We start from the raw sequence: 15,910 nt of genomic DNA, 5'->3' as shown, positions 1-15,910 counted from the left end.
CACAGTGGAGGCATGAGTGAGCAATCGTCATCGGCAACGAGCGGCTCCGCGAGCCGTCATCACCTGACCCTTCTCGTGCGCGCCGGGTGCGGTGCGTGCGGTCCTGCGCGCGAGCAGCTCGAGGCGCTCGCGGAGGAGCTCGGCGTCGAGGTCACCTGCATCGACGTGGATGTCGCTGCCGCAACCGATCCCGATCTGAGGGCCGAATTCGGGGACCGTCTGCCCGTCGTTCTGCTCGACGGACGCGAGCACAGCTACTGGGAGGTCGACGAGCCGCGACTGCGCGCAGATCTCGCTCGGTGAGTCGGCAGATCCTCGTCGTACAGCAGGTGGGAAGCACATTCGGGGTGCTTCGAGCAACTTTGTGCATGGCTTCACAAGCGGTTACCGTGGTGTGAACGAATTCCCGGATCACCGTGAGGCCAGGTGTGTATCCACCGGCCGGACGAGGAGCCACGTACCGTGACGCAGTTGCACCCACCGCAGGGCGAGGACGCTCGCGGCACCGCCGAGTCCGGCGAGGGTGCCACTCCCACTCCTCCGGTCCGCGATATCCCACAGGCTACTGTGACGCGTCTCGCGACCTACCTCCGGGTCCTCGGTGCGTTCGCCGAAGCGGGCACTCTCATCGTCTCCAGTGAGGAACTCGCGGCCGCCGCCGGGGTCGGTTCGGCCAAACTGCGCAAGGATCTGTCCTTCCTCGGACCCAACGGAGTGCGGGGCGTCGGCTACGACGTCCTGCGCCTCCAGTCCCGCATCGAAGCAGCTCTCGGACTCGACCGGGGCCATCGCGTCGTGCTCGTCGGAGTTGGCAGCCTCGGCCGCGCCCTCGCCCGGTATCCGGGCTTCGACCGCCGCGGTTTCACGATGGCCGGACTCTTCGATTCCGATCCCGACGTGGTGGGCACACGTGTGGGCGATCTCGTCGTGCGTCACGTCGACGATCTCGAGAACGGAGCCCATGAACTCGGCGCGACCATCGGTGTCGTCGCCACCCCCGACGAGGCAGCACAGCAGGTGTGCGATCGGCTCGTGCTCGCAGGAGTGCGCAGCATCCTGAGCTTCGCTCCCGTCGAACTCGATGTCCCCGACCACGTCGAGATCCGACGCGTCGATCTGTCCGTCGAGATGCAGGTCCTGTCCTTCAACAGCACCCGCAACGGGGAGACCCCCCGGGCCGCGACCGCTGACGTTCGTCCTGCTGCCGGCGACGTACGCCCCGCCGGCATACCGCGGGTGTCCACCCGAAGCTCTGCTCGGCGTACCACAACAGGAAAGGCGGGTCCGATGGGCTCGGCCGCGACCAGAAACGGATCGGTGATCGCGCCGTGAGTGTTCTCCTCGTCGGGATATCGCATAGGAGCGCACCGGTCCCGGTGCTCGAGAAGGTGGCGGTCACGGACACCGACCGCCCCAAGCTCACCGACAAGATGCTGGCGTCGGACAAGATCTCCGAAGCGATGATCGTCTCCACCTGCAACCGGGTGGAGATCTACGCGGTGGTCGACGCCTTCCACGGCGCGCTCGCCGCGGTCAGCGAACTGCTCGCCGAGCACTCGGGTCTGCCCGTCACCGAACTGCACAAGCACGCCTACGTCCGCTACAGCGAGGCCGCTGCCGAACACCTGTTCTCCGTCGCCAGCGGGCTCGACTCGATGGTCGTGGGGGAGCAGCAGATCCTCGGCCAGATCCGCACCGCCTACGCCGCCGCCGACGCTCAGCAGGCCGCCGGCCGCACCCTGCACGAACTCGCCCAGCAGGCGCTGCGCGTCGGCAAGCGGGTGCACTCGGAGACCGGCATCGACGCCGCCGGTGCATCCGTCGTGTCGGTCGCGCTCGACAAGGCCTCGAACTTCCTCGGAGGCGCCCTGAAGGGCCGCACCGCCGCGGTGATCGGTGCCGGCGCCATGGGTGGTCTCGCCGTCGCGCATCTCGTCCGGGCCGAGGTCGGCTCGATCGTCGTCGCCAACCGCACCCGCGACCGTGCCGAGCGACTCGCCGAGACCGCACAGGCCGCCGGTGTCGACGCCGAGGTCGTCGGATTCGACGATCTCGCGACCGCACTGAGCCGCGCCGACGTCGCCGTCACCTGCACCGGAGCCGTGGGCGCCGTCGTCACGCTCGCCGACGCGCACCGCGCACTCGCGCAGCCCGGCCGCGGCGAACGCCCCCTCGCGATCTGCGATCTCGGTCTGCCGCGCGACGTCGACACCGCCGTGGCCGGTCTTCCCGGTGTGCAGGTCTTCGACATGGAGTCGCTGCAGCGCGACCCGTCGGCCGGCGCCGCCGCGACCGACGCGGAGGCCGCCCGCACGATCGTCGCCGCCGAGCTGTCGCAGTACCTCACCGCGCAGCGACTCGCCGAGGTCACCCCCACCGTGACGGCACTGCGTCAGCGCGCCGCCGAAGTGGTCGAGGGCGAACTGATGCGCCTCGAATCGCGACTGCCCGATCTCGACGACGGCCAGCGCGGCGAGGTCGCCCGCACCGTGCGCCGGGTCGTCGACAAGCTCCTCCACGCACCGACGGTGCGCGTCAAGCAGCTCGCGTCGACGCCGGGAGGCGACCAGTACGCCGAGGCCCTGCGCGAGCTGTTCGAGCTGCGCCCGGGCTCGGTCGAGGCGGTCGCGACACCCACCAAGGATCTGAACTCGCTGACCGATCCCACCCTCTCGGGGGATCTGTCCGCCGCACTCGACCCCGCTGTCACCACCGAACTCCAGGCCTCACGAAAGGACGGCACCGCATGAGCACCGAAGCCGCATCGGTTTCCCGCGACGATGTTGCTCGGCAGGATCGTCCCCTGCGTATCGGTACCCGCGGCAGCGTGCTCGCCACGACCCAGGCCGGTACCGTGCGCGACGCACTGATTGCCGCCGGCCGCCCGGCAGAGCTCGTCGTCATCACCACCAAGGGCGATGTGACGCCCGGCCCGGTGCAGCGCATCGGCGTCGGCGTGTTCACCGCCGAGCTGCGCGAGGCGCTGCTCGCAGGTGAGGTCGACGTCGCCGTGCACTCCTACAAGGACCTGCCGACCTTCCAGGATCCGCGCCTCGTCGTCGCGGCCGTCCCCGAGCGGGAGGACCCGCGCGACGCGCTCGTCGCCCGTGACGGACTCGTCCTCGGCGAGCTGCCGCCCGGCTCCAAGGTCGGTACCTCGGCGCCGCGCCGGCGGGCACAACTCGCTGCGCTCGGCCTGGGACTGCAGATCGAACCGCTGCGCGGCAACATCGACACCCGCATCGGCAAGGTCGACTCCGGCGAACTCGACGCGATCGTCATCGCGCGTGCCGGACTGTCGCGGATCGGACGCCTGGACCGGGTCACCGAGTCCCTCGAACCGGTGCAGATGCTGCCCGCGCCGTCGCAGGGTGCGCTCGCCGTGGAGTGCCGGTCGGACGATCCCGAGATGATCGAGCTGCTCGCCGGACTCGACCATGCGCCGAGCCGCGCCGCAGTCGTCGCGGAGCGCTCGCTGCTCGCCGAACTCGAAGCCGGATGCACCGCACCGGTGGGGGCGATCGCCGAGGTCGTCGAATCGCTCGACGACGACGGCCGGGTGATCGAGGAACTGTCGGTGCGCGGATGCGCCGCCGCCATGGACGGATCGGATGTGCTGCGAGCGAGCGCGGTGGGGGCGCCGGAGAAGGCCGAGGAACTCGGTCGCCGTGTCGCCCGCGAACTGCTCGACCTCGGTGCGCGCGAGCTCATGGTCGAGCACGGGGTCCTCCCCGAGACGAGACCTGCCGATGATTGACACAGCCGTCACCGTCACCCGATTTGCCCTTACCGCTGATTTGACCGCACTGGAGAATGACCGATGAGCCGAGTCCGTAAGCACAACCCCGGGCGCATCCTGTTCGTGGGATCGGGCCCGGGCGATCCTGCGCTGCTCACCGTGCGCGCGCGTGACGTGCTGGCGGGCGCCACGATCGCCTTCACCGACCCCGATGTAGACAAGGGTGTCGTGGCCCTCGTCGGTGTCGACCACGGCACCGACCCGGAGACCGGTGAGCCCGTCGCCGAGGTCCGTCCCGCGCTCGGCGAGCCCGCCGAGGTCGCCAAGACGCTCGTCGCCGAGGCGAAGGCCGGTCGCGACGTGGTGCGCCTCGTCGCGGGCGACCCGCTCACCACCGACTCGGTGATCGCCGAGGTCAACGCGGTCGCCCGCACCCAGGTGGTCTTCGAGGTCCTGCCGGGCCTGCCCGCCGGATCGTCCGTGCCGAGCTACGCCGGTATGGCGCTCGGCTCGTGCCACACCGAGGTCGACGTGCGCGGAGAGGTCGACTGGGCCGCGCTCGCCGCCGCCCCCGGCCCCCTCGTCCTCCATGCGACCTCCGGCCACCTCGCCGAGACCGCCAGCGCGCTGGTCGAACACGGCCTGGCGCCGCAGACCCCCGCCGCGATCACCGTGCGCGGCACCACCCGTCAGCAGCGCACCGTCGAGGCCACCCTCGCGACTCTGAACGACGCGGGTTCCGAGCTCGTCGGACCGCTCGTCGTCACCGTCGGCAAGGTCGTCTCGCACCGCAACAAGATGTCGTGGTGGGAGTCGCGCGCCCTGTACGGCTGGACCGTGCTCGTGCCCCGCACCAAGGATCAGGCCGGCGAGATGAGCGAGCGGCTCGTCACGCACGGCGCGATCCCGATGGAGGTGCCGACCATCGCGGTCGAGCCGCCGCGCAGTCCCGCGCAGATGGAACGCGCGGTCAAGGGCCTGGTCGACGGTCGCTACCAGTGGGTGGTGTTCACTTCCACCAACGCGGTGCGTGCGGTGTGGGAGAAGTTCGAGGCGTTCGGTCTCGACGCGCGCGCGTTCTCCGGCGTCAAGATCGCGTGCGTCGGTGAGGCCACCGCTGCGAAGGTGCGCTCGGTCGGCATCATCCCCGATCTCGTGCCCAGCGGCGAACAGTCCAGCCTCGGCCTGCTCGCCGAGTTCGCCCCGTACGACGACGTCTTCGATCCGGTCAACCGGGTGCTGCTGCCGCGCGCCGACATCGCCACCGAGACCCTCGCCGAGGGTCTGCGCGAGCGCGGCTGGGAGATCGACGACGTCACCGCCTACCGCACCGTGCGTGCCGCTCCGCCGCCGGCCGCGACCCGCGAGATGATCAAGACCGGTGGTTTCGACGCGGTGTGCTTCACCTCGTCGTCGACGGTCCGCAATCTCGTGGGTATCGCCGGCAAGCCGCACGCCCGCACGATCGTCGCGTGTATCGGCCCGAAGACGGCCGAGACGGCGATCGAGTTCGGCCTGCGGGTGGACGTGCAGCCCGAGACCGCGCAGATCGGGCCCCTGGTCGACGCGCTCGCCGAGCACGCGGCCCGGCTCCGGGCGGAAGGCGCACTGCCTCCGCCGCGGAAGAAGTCCCGCGCCCGCCGCTGATCTCTGGTGATCCGATGATCCGTGCGCGGTCCCGGTAGTCGCCACTACCGGGGCCGCGCACGACCCGTATGGAAGGTGTTCTCCCCATGTTTCCCGACATCCGTCCCCGCCGGCTGCGCAGCACACCCGCCATCCGACGGCTCGTGGCAGAAACCTCCCTCGAACCCCGCCACCTCGTGCTCCCGATGTTCGTGGCCGACGGCCTCGACGAGCCGCGCGAGATCGCGTCGATGCCCGGGGTGTACCAGCACACCGCCGATTCGCTGCGCAAGGCCGCGGCCGCGGCCGTGTCCGCTGGTGTCGGCGGCCTGATGCTCTTCGGTGTGCCCAGCCCCGAGGACAAGGACGCCCGTGGTTCCGCGGCGAGCGATCCCGGCGGTGTGCTCAACCGCGCGCTGCGGTCGCTGCGCAGCGAACTCGGCGACTCCACGGTGATCATGGCCGACACCTGCCTCGACGAGTTCACCGATCACGGCCACTGCGGTGTGCTCACCGACACCGGCGTCGTCGACAACGACGCGACCCTCGAGCGTTACGCCGAGATGGCCGTCGCGCAGGCCGAGGCCGGGGCGCACCTGCTCGGCCCGAGCGGCATGATGGACGGCCAGATCGGTTTCATCCGGTCCGCGCTGGACGAGGCCGGGCACACCGAGGTCGGTCAGCTCGCCTACTCCGCGAAATACGCCTCGGCGTTCTACGGTCCCTTCCGCGACGCCGTCGGCTCGTCCCTCGAGGGAGATCGCCGCACCTACCAGCAGGATCCGGCGAACCGTCGCGAGTCGCTGCACGAGGTGGACCTCGACCTCGCCGAGGGCGCCGACATGGTGATGGTCAAGCCGGCGATGTCGTACCTCGACGTGCTGCGCGAGGTGGCCGACCGCTCGCCCGTCCCGGTGGCCGCCTACCAGATCTCGGGGGAGTACTCGATGATCACCGCGGCCGCGCAGAAGGGCTGGATCGATCGCGATGCGGCGATCCTCGAATCGCTGGTCGGCATCCGGCGGGCCGGTGCGGACGTCGTCCTCACCTACTGGGCCGCCGAGGTCGCGGGTCGTCTGTCATGAGCTTCCCCGCACCTCCTGTCGGGCCCGGCCCCGCGGCGAATCGTCCCGTTCCCGGAGACGTCACGACGGCCCACCAATTGTGGTGCGGGGTACTCGCTCTCGCCGTCGTGAGTTTGGCGGCAAGTCTCGCCGATCTGCTGAGTCGACGCGAGGAACTGCTCGACCTCATGACCACGATGGCCGCCGAGCAGGCCATCGAGGGCGTCACCACGGAGCAGCTCGAGTCGGCGGTCCCGCTGCTGGTCGCGCTGACCGCCGGCATCGGCCTGGTGATCGTCGGACTGCTCTATCTGGTAGTCAGGCAGCTGTTGAAGGCCAAGAACTGGGCCCGGATGCTGCTGACCCTGCTCGGGGTGTTCATGTCGCTGTCGACCCTGCCCACCGTCTTCGGTGTGGGCGTCGGGGAGGGCGGCGCGGGCTGGATACTCGGTGTGGTGGGCATTCTGCAAGCCGTCGCGACCGTCGGAGCGATCGTGCTGATGCACCGGCGGGATGCCAACCGCTTCTTCCTGCGACTGCCGGAAGAATAGACGTACCACTCGGTTTCGTCCGGCGCGACCGAAGAGTACGGTGGGCTCACCATGTGGGCCGCACGGCCCTTTCCGTCGAGCGAAAAGGACGTCATGCAGGTGGAACCGCGGCCCTATGGGCGCCGTCGCGAATTGGTGTTGATCGCTCTCATCGCCCTCCTCGGACTGGTGACCGCCGTGCTGCTGGTGATCCCCGGCGCGTTCGCCGCTTGACCGACCCGACGGCCCCAGATCCGGCAACCCCTGATCCGGCAACCCCTGATCCGATGGGCACCGACCCGGCCGGGCCGCTGTTCCACGAACCCGGAGCGCGCTGGCGCACGGTCGCCATCGGCCCGCTGGTCTGCGTCGTGGCCCTCGTCGTCGAACTGTTCACCGGCCCCGTCGTGCACTGGGTCGCGCTGCCGATCATCGCGATCGTGCTCGCCGGCTTTTCCTACGTGATGGTCGTGGCTGCTCGTCGGCACGTCAGCGTCGAGCTCACCTCCACGGTCCTGCGGCAGGGCACCGAGGAACTGCCGGTCGCCGAGATCGAGGCGGTGCTGCCGCCGCCACCGGACGACCGGCGCGATCCGGAACGCTGGGAGACCGCCCGGAGCCTCGGCGAACTGGCGGATGTGCCGCGCGGCCGCAAGCCTGTCGGACTGCGGCTCATCGGAGGAACGTTCGTGCGGGCGTGGGCGAAGAACGCCGACGAGCTGCGAGCACGGCTCGGCGAGCTCGTCGGCGAACCCGGTCAGACTGCGACGTCCTGAGGTGGGACGACCGCTCCCTCACGGTCGAGCATGGCCGAGCCGAGCAGGTAGTCGGGCACACCCAGCCCGTCCACGAGCGTCAACGCGTGCGGACGCAGGCTGCGGCACCGCTCGTTGATCCCGCGTGTGACGGCCTTGGCGCGTTCGACCGACAGCAGGCGGTGCTCCATGAACCACGCCTTGTCCTCGTCGATGATCGTCAGCGCGTAGAGATCGCACAGCTCCGACAGCAGGTCGCGGGCGGTCTCGTCCTTGCAGTCCTCGATCGCGGCGACGAACGCCTCGAGCACGACTCGGTCGATGTGCGCGCGGGCGGCGTGCAGAACGTGGTCCTGCACGAAGTTGAAGGCGTCGAACGGGTTGTCCTCACGCTTCATCGCGGCCTGCAGGCGCCGGGCCGCAGTGGACAGCAGGTACTGCTCACGGTCCTCGAACATCGTCACCTGGGTGCCGCGGTCGAAGAGGCTGCCGTCCGCCTCGTTGTCCTGGCGGGTGTCGACGATCGTCTGGATGATCTGCTGCGCCGCGGTGCGCTTCTTGACGATGTCGGAGATGGTGGTCGCGGCGAAGCGCATCCACTCCACCGGGCTCATGCCCTGCACCTCGTCGGCGTAGGCCGTGAGCAGTTCCTTCGCGACCAGCTGGGTCAGGACGTGGTTGTCGCCCTCGAAGGTCGTGAACACGTCCACGTCCGCGCGCAGCGCCGTCAGCCGGTTCTCGGCCATGTAGCCGGCACCACCGCACGCCTCGCGGCACTCCTGTATCGCCCGCGACGCGTGCCAGGTGTTGGCGGCCTTGAGGCCGGCCGCGCGACCCTCGAGCTCGCGCTGTTCCTGCGCGTCGAGTTCCTGCAACGACGTCGACTGCAGCCGGTGCATCGTCGTGAGCAGCTCGTTCTGGGCGAAGCCGAGCGCGTACGAGCGGGCGATCAGTGGGAGCAGGCGCCGCTGGTGGACGAGATAGTCCATGATCGGCACCTCGCCGTCGCGCCCGGGGGCGTCGAACTGGCGACGCTTCTCGGCGTAGCGGGTGGCGATGCTCAGCGCGACCCGCGCCGCCGCACCCGCCGAGCCGCCGACGGTGATGCGCCCGCGGACCAGCGTGCCGAGCATCGTGAAGAACCGTCGGCTCGGGTTGTCGATGTCCGAGGCGTAGGTGCCGTCCGGTTCGACGTCCGCGTACTTGTTGAGCAGGTTCTCCCGGGGGATGCGCACCTGGTCGAAGACGATGCGGCCGTTGTCGACACCCGGCAGGCCGCCCTTGTAACCGCAGTCGGAGGTCGTCACACCCGGCAGGTCGTTGCCGTCCTCGTCGCGGATCGGGACGACGAAACAGTGCACACCGTGCGTCTCACCCTGCGTGACGAGCTGCGCGAAGACGGCCGCGAACCGGGCGTGTTGCGCCGCGCCACCGATGTAGTCCTTGCGGGACGACGGGGTGGGGGAGTGGATCACGAACTCCTGGGTGTCCGGATCATAGGTCGCCGTGGTCTCGAGCGACTGCACGTCGCTGCCGTGGCCCGTCTCGGTCATCGCGAAGCAGCCGAGCACGTCGAGGTCGATGAGCTGCTTGACGTACTTCTCGTGGTGCCGCTCGGTGCCGAGGTTCTCGATGGCACCGCCGAACAGGCCCCACTGCACGCCCGCCTTGACCATCAGCGACAGGTCGGACATCGCGAGCATCTCGATGGATGCGACCGCGCCGCCCGCGTCGCCCGTGCCGCCGGACTCGACGGAGAAGCCCGCCGCGGCATAGCCGTGTTCGGCGAGGATGCGCATCTGCTCGAGCGTGATGGCGCGCGCCTTGTCGGTCTCGGGGGTGTAGTGCGGTGCGAACTTCTCGTGCGCGAGATCCTTGCGTGCGCGTTCGCGTGCTTCGTGCCACGCACCGTCGAGTGCGATGCGCAGGTGTTCGGCTGTCGTCGGCATGCCTCAGACGATAGGTGCGACAAGTCACTCACGGTGTCCCTTTTTCCTGGTAAGGGAGAAAAAACACATGAGGTTTGAGGACCACTGTTTTTGGCAAATCCCGCGAAACTACGGACACTGGAAGTCGTGACTGCGACCCCCGATGCTTCGTCCACCCACGACACTCGATCCGCCGCACTCTTCCACCGGGCATCGAAGGTGACACCGGGGGGCGTCAACTCTCCGGTCCGCGCGTTCGGATCGGTCGGCGGCAATCCTCCTTTCTTCGCATCGGGATCGGGTCCGCTGCTCACCGACGTCGACGGAAAAACCTACGTCGACCTGGTGTGTTCTTGGGGCCCGATGATTCTCGGGCACGCGCATCCGGCGGTCGTAGAGGCCGTCCGATCCACCGCGCCGGCGGGTCTGTCGTTCGGTGCCCCCACCGAGGGTGAGGTCGAACTCGCCGAGGAGATCGTCGCCCGCATCGCACCCGTCGAGCAGGTCCGGCTCGTCAACTCCGGCACCGAGGCGACGATGAGCGCCGTCCGTCTCGCGCGCGGATTCACCGGACGGTCGAAGATCGTGAAGTTCGCGGGTTGTTATCACGGTCACGTCGACGCGCTGCTCGCCGACGCCGGTTCCGGCCTCGCCACCTTCGGTCTGCCCACCTCGCCCGGCGTCACGGGCGCCCAGGCGGGCGACACCATCGTCGTCCCCTACAACGACCTCGCCGCCGTGCGCGCCGCCTTCGAGGCGAACCCCGGTGAGATCGCCGCGGTCATCACCGAGGCCGCCGCCGGCAACATGGGCACCGTCCCGCCGGTGTCCGGCTTCAACGAGGGCCTGCGCGAGCTCACCCGTGAGCACGGCGCGCTGCTGATCATGGACGAGGTGATGACCGGCTTCCGCGCCAGCACGACCGGCTGGCACGGCATCGACGGTGTCTCCGGCGACCTGATGACCTTCGGCAAGGTCATGAGCGGAGGTCTGCCCGCCGCGGCCTTCGGTGGCCGCGCCGACGTCATGGCCCATCTCGCCCCGAGCGGACCGGTCTACCAGGCCGGCACCCTGTCCGGTAATCCCGTCGCCGTGGCCGCCGGCCTCGCGAGCCTGCGTGCCGCCGACGCCGAGGTCTACGCCACCCTGGACCGCAACTCCGAGACCCTCGGGCGTCTGCTGGGGGAGGCACTCGCCGCCGAAGGGGTGCCGCACCGCGTCCAGAATGCCGGCACGCTGCTGAGCGTCTTCTTCACCGATGAGCCGGTGACGAACTACGAGCAGGCCAAGGCCGCGCAGACCTGGCGCTTCCCGGCCTTCTTCCACGCGCTGCTCGAGCGCGGCGTCTATGCACCCCCGAGTGCCTTCGAGACGTGGTTCGTCTCGTCCGCGCTCGACGACGACGCGTTCTCGCGGGTCGCCGACGCGCTGCCGCACGCCGCGCGCGCGGCCGCCGCGGCGACCGCGCCGTAGCACCGCTCTCCTGCCTGCCCAGCCCGATCCGCCCCTCCCACACCCCTCGAGGAACATCGACGTGACCGACGCCGCCCCGTCCGAGACCCGCACGATCGTGCACGTGCTCCGCCACGGAGAGGTCCACAACCCCTCCGGAATCCTCTACGGCCGCCTGTCCGGCTTCAAGCTGTCGGTGACCGGTGAGGCCCAGGCACGTGCGGTCGCGGCGTCGCTCGCCGACCACGACATCGCACACGTGGTCGCGTCCCCGCTCGAACGGGCCCAGCAGACCGCCGCCCCGATCGCGGAGAAGCACGGACTGCAGATCCGCACCGACGAGAACCTCATCGAGGCGGCCAACGACTTCGAGGGCTTGAAGGTCTCGGTCGGCGACGGTGCGCTCAGCCGCCCGCGCCACTGGTGGAAGCTGCGCGATCCGTTCACCCCTTCCTGGGGCGAGCCCTACCTGCAGATCGCCCACCGCATGCTCGCCGCCGTCCACGCGGCCCGCGTGGCCGCGGTGGGGCGGGAAGCGGTGTGCGTGAGCCACCAACTCCCGGTGTGGACGCTGCGCCGCTTCCTCGAGGGCGAGCGACTGTGGCACGACCCGCGTCGCCGCCAGTGCAGCCTTGCCTCGCTGACCTCCCTGGTCTACGAGGGTGACACCCTCGTCGACCTGGTCTACTCCGAGCCGGCCGGCGCCTCCGACCCGAACGTCCACGGCGCATGAGAAAGGTGTTCCGGGCGACGGTCGCCGCGATCTGCGGTGCCGTCCTTCTCACCTCCTGCGCCACCGGGGACGACGCCGTCGCCACCGGGGGAACGTTCGACTTCGTCTCGCCCGGCGGGCAGACCCGCATCTTCTACGACCCCCCGGCCGACCGGGGCACCCTCGGTGAGCTCACCGGCGAGGACCTCATGAACGAGGGCGAGACCATCTCCCTCGACGACTACGAGGGCCAGGTCGTCGTGCTCAACGTGTGGGGCCAGTGGTGCGCGCCGTGCCGCAGCGAAGCCGACGATCTCGAGGAGGTCTACGAGGCCACCAAAGATCTCGGGGTGCAGTTCCTCGGCATCAACGTCCGCGACAATCAGCGCGACAAGGCCCAGGACTTCGTCACCGACCAGCGGATCGGCTACCCGTCGATCTACGACCCGCCGATGCGGTCGCTGCTCGCCCTCGGCCGCAACTACCCGACCTCGGTCGTGCCGACGACGGTCGTCCTCGACCGTGAGCACCGCGTGGCTGCGGTCTACCTGACCGAACTGCTCGCCGAGGACCTGCAACCGGTCGTCGAACGGGTCGCGGCGGAACCGGATTCGGAGCAGTAACAGTGATCCTTGCGTCGGGTGTCGGGGAGACCTTCCAGAACGCGGCCCTGTCGGGTCCGCTGCTGCTGGCGATGGGCGCGTGCCTGCTCGCCGGTCTCGTCTCCTTCGCATCGCCGTGCGTCGTACCGCTCGTTCCCGGCTATCTGTCCTACCTCGCCGGAGTGGTGGGAGCCGAAGCCCCCGCCGTCACCGCCGAGCAGGCCGGTGCCCGCACCACGACCGTCCGCAGCGACGGCCGCCTCCGGGTGGCCGGTGCCGCCGGGCTGTTCGTCCTCGGATTCACCGTGGTGTTCGTCCTCGCGACGGCCTCGGTGTTCGGGGCGATCTCCGCGCTCGCCGTCAACCGCGAACTGCTCATGCGGATCGGTGGGGTCGTCACCATCGTGATGGGTCTGGTCTTCATCGGTCTCATCCCGGCCTTGCAGCGCGACACGCGTCCGGCGCCCCGGCGCATCTCGAACCTTGCGGGAGCCCCGCTGCTCGGCGCGGTGTTCGCGCTCGGGTGGACCCCGTGCCTCGGTCCCACCCTCGCCGGCGTCATCTCGCTCGCGGCGGGCACCGAGGGCACCACCGCGGCACGCGGGGTGACGCTGATCGTCGCCTACTGCCTCGGCCTCGGGTTGCCGTTCGTCGTGCTCGCGCTCGGTTCGGCGCGGGCGCTGCGCGGGGTGGGCTGGCTGCGCACCCACGCGCGGACCGTGCAAATCGTCGGTGGCCTGATGCTCATGGCCGTCGGCATCGCTCTCGTCACCGGTGCGTGGGACCTGTTCGTGTCCTGGGTCCGTGACTCGTTCATCTCGGAAGTGACTCTGCCCGTATGACCGCGACACACACCCCGACCCCCGCACCGCAGCCGTCGCCTCCGCCGCGACAGGCCGCGTTCGGACGTGCCACGGCCTTCGTGCGGAACACCTGGCGCGGCCTGACGTCGATGCGGACCGCGCTGGTCCTGCTGTTCCTGCTCGCGCTCGCCGCGATCCCGGGCGCACTCCTGCCGCAGCGCAGCCTCAACACCCAGAAGGTCGACGAGTACATCGCGGCCCGGCCGACGCTCGGACCGATCATGGACCGCTTCGAGCTGTTCGACGTCTTCGGAAGCTTCTGGTTCACCGCCGTCTACGTGCTGCTGTTCGTCTCTCTGGTCGGCTGCATCCTGCCGCGCTGCGTCGAGCACTTCCACGCCCTGCGCACCCCGCCGGTCGCCGCGCCGCGCAACCTGCAGCGCCTGCCGCACCACACACAGACGATGGTGGCCGAGGCCCCCGCCGACGCCCTCGACCGGATCCAGAAGGAGCTGCGCGGTTGGAAGGTCGTGCGCCGCGAGGGCGGTGCCCGCGGGCGTGACGGCGAGGTGACCCTGTCCGCCGAGAAGGGTTATCTGCGCGAGGCCGGCAACCTGGTCTTCCACATCTCCCTCGTCGGGCTGCTCGTCGCCGTCGCCGCCGGCAAGCTCTTCGGTTACGAGGGGCAGCGCATCCTGGTCGCGAACGGTGAGGAGTTCTGCACCACCTCGCCCGCCTCCTTCGACTCGTTCCGCGCCGGCAGCACGCTCGACGGCACCGGTCTGAACCCCATGTGCGTGCGGGTGAACACCTTCGTCGCCGACTATCTCGACAACGGCCAGGCCGAGATGTTCACCTCCGACATCGAGTACCAGTACGGCGACGACCTCGTCACGAACACCTGGCGCGACGCGCAGTTGAAGGTCAACCATCCGCTGCGGGTCGGCAGCGACCGCGTGTACCTACAGGGTCACGGTTACGCCCCGACCTTCACGATCACCTGGCCGAACGGCGAGACCCGCACCGAAACGATGCAGTGGGCGCCCGACGACGCGACGACCTTCCTCAGCAGCGGCGCCATGCGCTTCGACCCGCCCGGTGGCATGTACCCCGACGCCGACGAGCGCCGGAAGAACCAGATCGCGATCGAGGGACTGTTCGCGCCGACGGCGTCCTTCCACGGCACGCTGCTCACATCGATCTTCCCCGCCCTGACGGACCCGGCTGTCGCCATCGACATCTACAAGGGCGACTCCGGTCTCGACACCGGCAACCCGCAGTCGCTGTTCTCGCTCAACAAGGAACTGATCAATCAGGGGCGCCTCGTGAAGCAGGATCGTGTCAACCTGCGTCCGGGGGAGAGCGTGACGCTCGCCGACGGCACCGAGGTGCGATTCGACAAGGCCACCGACTTCGTCAACCTGCAGGTCTCTCACGACCCGGCTCAGCAGTGGGTGCTGGTCGCGGCGATCTTCATGATGGGCGGACTGCTCGTGTCGCTGCTGGTCAAACGACGCAGAGTGTGGGCACGCGCGTACCCGGACGGTACAGTGAGCGACGGCGAACGACGGACCGTAGTAGAGCTCGGCGGTCTCGCACGAACCGATCAGGCCGGATGGGGAGACGAGTTCGACCGACTGGTCGAGCGCCTTCTCGGCGACGATGCACCCTCCGCCCCGGCGGCACAGGAGAAGAAGAACTGATGACAGAGAACGACACCCTCGCGCAGTACAGCGACTGGGCCTTCGAATCGGCGTTCGCGGTGCTCGTGCTGGCTCTGCTGCTGCTCATCGCCGAGTACGCGACCCACCGGGCCGACGTCGTGGCGGAACGGGAACGCGAACTCGTGGCCGCCGGAAGGCAGCAGGCCCCCGCCGAGCGCGCGACCGGGCCGGGACGGATCGACCAGACGCCGAAGCGCACCGTGTCGCAGCGTCTCGGCAACATGGGACGCGCGCTCGTCGTCGTGGTCGCGGGCCTGCAGCTCGCCTCGATCGTCCTGCGTGGGCTGGCCACCGAGCGGTTCCCGCTCGGCAACATGTACGAGTTCGTCTCGATGGCGTGCACCGCCGCGGTGATCTTCGGGCTGATCGTCCTGCGCAAGCCGGCCTACCGGATCATGTGGGTGTACCTGGTGGTCCCCGTATTGATCCTCATGTTCCTCGCGGCGACGGTGTTGTATGCCGACGCCGCTCCCGTGGTGCCGGCCCTCCGATCGTTCTGGCTGCCGATCCACGTGACGATCATCAGCGTCGGCAGCGGCATCTTCCTCGTCTCGGGTGTCGCGAGCGTGCTGTTCCTGCTGCGCATCCGCTTCCCGAAGGGCGAGGAGCGCAGCGGTGTGTTCGCGGCGATCGCCGAGCGGCTGCCCGACGCGCAGACCCTCGACCGGCTCGCCTACCGCACCACGATCATCGGCTTCCCGCTGTTCGGCGCCGGCATCATCCTCGGGGCAATCTGGGCCGAGGCGGCGTGGGGACGCTTCTGGGGCTGGGACCCGAAGGAGACGGTCTCGTTCATCTCGTGGGTCATCTACGCCGCCTATCTGCACGCGCGTGCGACCTCCGGCTGGCGGAACACCCGCGCAGCGTGGATCAACATCGTCGGCTTCGTCACGGTGCTGTTCAACCTGTTCATCATCAACATGGTCGTGTCGGGCCTGCACTCGTACGCCGGGCTCAACTGAGGCTGCTATCGTC

The 15,910-nt window shown here is 69.5% G+C and carries 15 protein-coding genes; 14 read left to right on the top strand and 1 reads right to left on the bottom strand.

Annotated features, from left to right (window positions below; genetic code table 11):
• Window positions 1-12: 12 nt before the first annotated feature.
• The 8 genes from K3M35_RS11100 to K3M35_RS11065 all read left to right on the top strand — a co-directional run bounded on the left by K3M35_RS11100 (window position 13) and on the right by K3M35_RS11065 (window position 7,735).
• A complete protein-coding gene (locus K3M35_RS11100; RefSeq protein ID WP_006552340.1) occupies window positions 13-303 on the top strand; it encodes a glutaredoxin family protein in 291 nt (96 codons plus the stop codon).
• Between the two features lie 159 nt (window positions 304-462).
• A complete protein-coding gene (locus tag K3M35_RS11095) occupies window positions 463-1,332 on the top strand; it encodes a redox-sensing transcriptional repressor Rex (protein ID WP_019291201.1) in 870 nt (289 codons plus the stop codon).
• On the top strand, window positions 1,329-2,750 hold the full coding sequence (locus tag K3M35_RS11090) for a glutamyl-tRNA reductase (protein ID WP_024101721.1): 1,422 nt from the start codon (window positions 1,329-1,331) through the stop codon (window positions 2,748-2,750). The genes K3M35_RS11095 and K3M35_RS11090 overlap by 4 nt, the downstream gene beginning before the upstream one ends.
• Window positions 2,747-3,757 carry a hydroxymethylbilane synthase gene (gene hemC, locus K3M35_RS11085; RefSeq protein ID WP_220666418.1) on the top strand — a complete coding sequence of 337 codons (1,011 nt, stop codon included), beginning with the start codon at window positions 2,747-2,749 and terminating at the stop codon, window positions 3,755-3,757. Before K3M35_RS11090 ends, hemC begins: the two co-directional genes overlap by 4 nt.
• 63 nt (window positions 3,758-3,820) lie before the next feature.
• Window positions 3,821-5,386 carry a bifunctional uroporphyrinogen-III C-methyltransferase/uroporphyrinogen-III synthase gene (locus K3M35_RS11080; RefSeq protein ID WP_220666417.1) on the top strand — a complete coding sequence of 522 codons (1,566 nt, stop codon included), beginning with the start codon at window positions 3,821-3,823 and terminating at the stop codon, window positions 5,384-5,386.
• A gap of 86 nt (window positions 5,387-5,472) precedes the next feature.
• Window positions 5,473-6,450 carry a porphobilinogen synthase gene (gene hemB / locus K3M35_RS11075; protein WP_006552336.1) on the top strand — a complete coding sequence of 326 codons (978 nt, stop codon included), beginning with the start codon at window positions 5,473-5,475 and terminating at the stop codon, window positions 6,448-6,450.
• Window positions 6,451-6,557: 107 nt separating this feature from the next.
• Window positions 6,558-6,980, top strand: coding sequence for a hypothetical protein (locus K3M35_RS11070; RefSeq protein ID WP_228044622.1), 423 nt, complete (start codon window positions 6,558-6,560; stop codon window positions 6,978-6,980).
• 266 nt (window positions 6,981-7,246) lie between these two features.
• Entirely contained in the window at window positions 7,247-7,735 is a 489-nt protein-coding gene (locus K3M35_RS11065; RefSeq protein WP_200358474.1) for a hypothetical protein, read from the top strand.
• Here K3M35_RS11065 and K3M35_RS11060 read toward each other — a convergent pair.
• Entirely contained in the window at window positions 7,717-9,663 is a 1,947-nt protein-coding gene (locus K3M35_RS11060) for an acyl-CoA dehydrogenase (RefSeq protein ID WP_220666416.1), read from the bottom strand. The two genes, K3M35_RS11065 and K3M35_RS11060, sit on opposite strands and share 19 nt — an antisense overlap.
• A gap of 126 nt (window positions 9,664-9,789) precedes the next feature.
• Here K3M35_RS11060 and hemL point away from each other — a divergent pair, with 126 nt between their 5' ends.
• The 6 genes from hemL (at window position 9,790) to ccsB (ending at window position 15,897) form a co-directional block, all read left to right on the top strand.
• A complete protein-coding gene (gene hemL, locus K3M35_RS11055) occupies window positions 9,790-11,115 on the top strand; it encodes a glutamate-1-semialdehyde 2,1-aminomutase (protein WP_220666415.1) in 1,326 nt (441 codons plus the stop codon).
• 61 nt (window positions 11,116-11,176) lie between these two features.
• On the top strand, window positions 11,177-11,827 hold the full coding sequence (locus K3M35_RS11050; RefSeq protein WP_006552331.1) for a histidine phosphatase family protein: 651 nt from the start codon (window positions 11,177-11,179) through the stop codon (window positions 11,825-11,827).
• Complete coding sequence (locus tag K3M35_RS11045; protein WP_006552330.1) at window positions 11,824-12,429, top strand: TlpA disulfide reductase family protein; 606 nt, start codon at window positions 11,824-11,826, stop codon at window positions 12,427-12,429. Before K3M35_RS11050 ends, K3M35_RS11045 begins: the two co-directional genes overlap by 4 nt.
• Before the next feature lie 2 nt (window positions 12,430-12,431).
• The gene (locus K3M35_RS11040) at window positions 12,432-13,250 is read left to right on the top strand and encodes a cytochrome c biogenesis CcdA family protein (RefSeq protein WP_060650691.1); all 819 of its coding nucleotides are present in this window, start codon (window positions 12,432-12,434) and stop codon (window positions 13,248-13,250) included.
• A complete protein-coding gene (locus K3M35_RS11035) occupies window positions 13,247-14,914 on the top strand; it encodes a cytochrome c biogenesis protein ResB (protein WP_220666414.1) in 1,668 nt (555 codons plus the stop codon). The genes K3M35_RS11040 and K3M35_RS11035 overlap by 4 nt, the downstream gene beginning before the upstream one ends.
• A complete protein-coding gene (gene ccsB / locus K3M35_RS11030; RefSeq protein WP_006552326.1) occupies window positions 14,914-15,897 on the top strand; it encodes a c-type cytochrome biogenesis protein CcsB in 984 nt (327 codons plus the stop codon). Before K3M35_RS11035 ends, ccsB begins: the two co-directional genes overlap by 1 nt.
• Window positions 15,898-15,910 lie beyond the last annotated feature (13 nt).

It is taken from the genome of Rhodococcus sp. DMU2021, from assembly GCF_019641445.1.
In the GTDB taxonomy this organism is placed as follows: domain Bacteria; phylum Actinomycetota; class Actinomycetes; order Mycobacteriales; family Mycobacteriaceae; genus Rhodococcus; species Rhodococcus pyridinivorans.
Note: the sequence above shows the minus strand (reverse complement) of the source record. Positions and strands in the feature narration are given on the sequence as shown.

Bases quoted from the DNA above. Each gene is read 5' to 3' on its own strand.
- K3M35_RS11100 (WP_006552340.1), top strand. From the start codon at position 13: ATGAGTGAGCAATCGTCATCGGCAACGAGCGGCTCCGCGAGCCGTCAT.
- hemC (WP_220666418.1), top strand. From the start codon at position 2,747: ATGAGCACCGAAGCCGCATCGGTTTCCCGCGACGATGTTGCTCGGCAG.
- K3M35_RS11080 (WP_220666417.1), top strand. From the start codon at position 3,821: ATGAGCCGAGTCCGTAAGCACAACCCCGGGCGCATCCTGTTCGTGGGA.
- hemB (WP_006552336.1), top strand. From the start codon at position 5,473: ATGTTTCCCGACATCCGTCCCCGCCGGCTGCGCAGCACACCCGCCATC.
- K3M35_RS11065 (WP_200358474.1), top strand. From the start codon at position 7,247: ATGGGCACCGACCCGGCCGGGCCGCTGTTCCACGAACCCGGAGCGCGC.
- K3M35_RS11060 (WP_220666416.1), bottom strand. From the start codon at position 9,663: ATGCCGACGACAGCCGAACACCTGCGCATCGCACTCGACGGTGCGTGG.
- K3M35_RS11045 (WP_006552330.1), top strand. From the start codon at position 11,824: ATGAGAAAGGTGTTCCGGGCGACGGTCGCCGCGATCTGCGGTGCCGTC.
- K3M35_RS11035 (WP_220666414.1), top strand. From the start codon at position 13,247: ATGACCGCGACACACACCCCGACCCCCGCACCGCAGCCGTCGCCTCCG.
- ccsB (WP_006552326.1), top strand. From the start codon at position 14,914: ATGACAGAGAACGACACCCTCGCGCAGTACAGCGACTGGGCCTTCGAA.